The sequence below is a fragment of the Nonomuraea sp. 3N208 genome, from assembly GCF_052245935.1.
In the GTDB taxonomy this organism is placed as follows: Bacteria; Actinomycetota; Actinomycetes; order Streptosporangiales; family Streptosporangiaceae; genus Nonomuraea.
The window spans coordinates 1-1,393 of the sequence record NZ_JBQQBR010000150.1 but is presented as its reverse complement, the minus strand read 5'-3'; the positions used below and the strand labels follow the sequence as shown (position 1 = coordinate 1,393).

General features: G+C 65.8%; 1 protein-coding gene. It reads right to left on the bottom strand.

Annotated features, from left to right (window positions below; all coding sequences use genetic code 11):
* Positions 1 to 42 precede the first annotated feature (42 nt).
* A complete protein-coding gene (locus ACTWPT_RS59945; RefSeq protein WP_443186468.1) occupies positions 43 to 1,344 on the bottom strand; it encodes an IS256 family transposase in 1,302 nt (433 codons plus the stop codon).
* Positions 1,345 to 1,393 lie beyond the last annotated feature (49 nt).

The following is a 1,393-nucleotide window of genomic DNA, read 5'->3' as shown; positions in this document are numbered from 1 at the left end:
GGGCCTGTCCAGAAAACGGTGTAACTCGATCTTGAATTAGTTCTATCGAGTGGTCGGGGTCAGACGGCCTTCGAAGGTGATGGCGAAGGCGTTCAGAGCGGCTTTCCAGCGGGTGATCCAGCGTTTGCGGCCCTTACCGGTCGGGTCCAGGCTCATGATCGCCATGTAGACGCACTTGAGCGCGGCCTGCTCGTTCGGAAAGTGCCCGCGGGCCTTGACCGCCCTCCTGATACGGGCGTTGACCGACTCGATGGCGTTGGTCGAGCAGATCACCCGGCGGATCTCGGTGTCGAAGTTGAGGAAGGGCACGAACTCGGCCCAGGCGTCCTCCCACAGCTTCACGATCGCCGGGTACTTGCCGCCCCAGACCTCGGCGAACTCGTAGAACCGCTCGAGCGCGGCGGCCTCGGTCGGCGCGGTGTAGACGGGCTTGAGGGCCTTGGCGATGGCGTCCCAGTGCTGACGAGGGGCGTAGCGGAAGCTCGCACGCAACAGGTGAACGACGCACGTTTGCACCACCGCCTGCGGCCAGACGGTCTCGATGGCCTGCGGCAGCCCCTTCAGGCCGTCGCAGACCACCATCAGCGCATCGGCGACGCCGCGGTTCTTGATCTCGGTCAGCACGTGCAGCCAGAACTTCGCGCCCTCACCGCCGTCCCCGGCCCACAAGCCGAGGATGTCGCGCTCGCCGTCGACGGTGACCGCCATCGCCACGTAGATGGGCCGGTTGGCCACCTGGCCCTCGCGCAGCTTCACATGGATCGCATCGATGAAGATCACCGGATAGACGAGGTCGAGCGGCCGGTTCTGCCACTCGGCCATGCCCTCCAGCACCTTGTCGGTGATGGTGGAAATCGTCTGCTTGGACACCTCGGCGCCGTACACCTCGGCCAGATGCGCCGAGATCTCCCCGGTCGTCAGGCCCTTGGCGGCCAGCGAGATGACCATCTCATCCACCCCCGACAGCCGCCGCTGCCGCTTGCGCACGATCTTCGGCTCGAAGCTGCCGTCCCGATCCCGCGGCACGGTGATCTCCACCGGCCCGACGTCGGTGATGACCGTCTTGGACCGGGTCCCGTTACGCGAGTTGCCCGTCTCGCTGCCAGCGCGCTCGTGCTTGTCGTAGCCGAGATGGTCGGCGATCTCGCCCTCCAGGGCCGACTCCAGCACCAGCTTGGTCAGCCGGCCCAGCAGCCCGTTCTCACCGACCAGCTCCATACCCTCGGCGCGGGCCTGCTCGACCAGCCGGCCGACCAGCTCGCGATCTGCGTCCTTGGGCTCCTTGCGTGCCACTGCGGCGTCCTCCAGGTCGATCTCCGTCGATGCCTGGATCACAGTACTCATCAGGTGCGTTCTCCTTGATCAGGAGTTACACCGAAAACCGTACAGTCCC